We start from the raw sequence: 212 nt of genomic DNA on the forward strand, positions 1-212 counted from the left end.
GCCCGGCGGTGATCGGGCGCGAGCGGTGTCACAGCCGTCGTCTCGTCGAACCATAGCCAAGCGTCATACTGCCGCGAAAGCGCGGTCTCGGCATAATGCGACTGCAACTCCGTTTCGGGCCGATAGATCACCCCGATGAAGCGTTGCAGCCTCTCCTCCGCCAGCCGTTCCCCGAGCGGCCCGGCCGCGGCGAGGTCGAGCAGGAAGCGGGG

1 protein-coding gene is annotated in these 212 nt (G+C 67.9%); it reads right to left on the bottom strand.

All coding sequences use genetic code 11. The annotated features are described in order from the left end of the window. The coding region (locus tag Q1A87_RS24100; protein ID WP_299657478.1) for an erythromycin esterase family protein at positions 1-212 on the bottom strand (212 nt) is incomplete at both ends.

Source organism: uncultured Jannaschia sp. (assembly GCF_947494055.1).
In the GTDB taxonomy this organism is placed as follows: Bacteria; Pseudomonadota; Alphaproteobacteria; order Rhodobacterales; family Rhodobacteraceae; genus Jannaschia.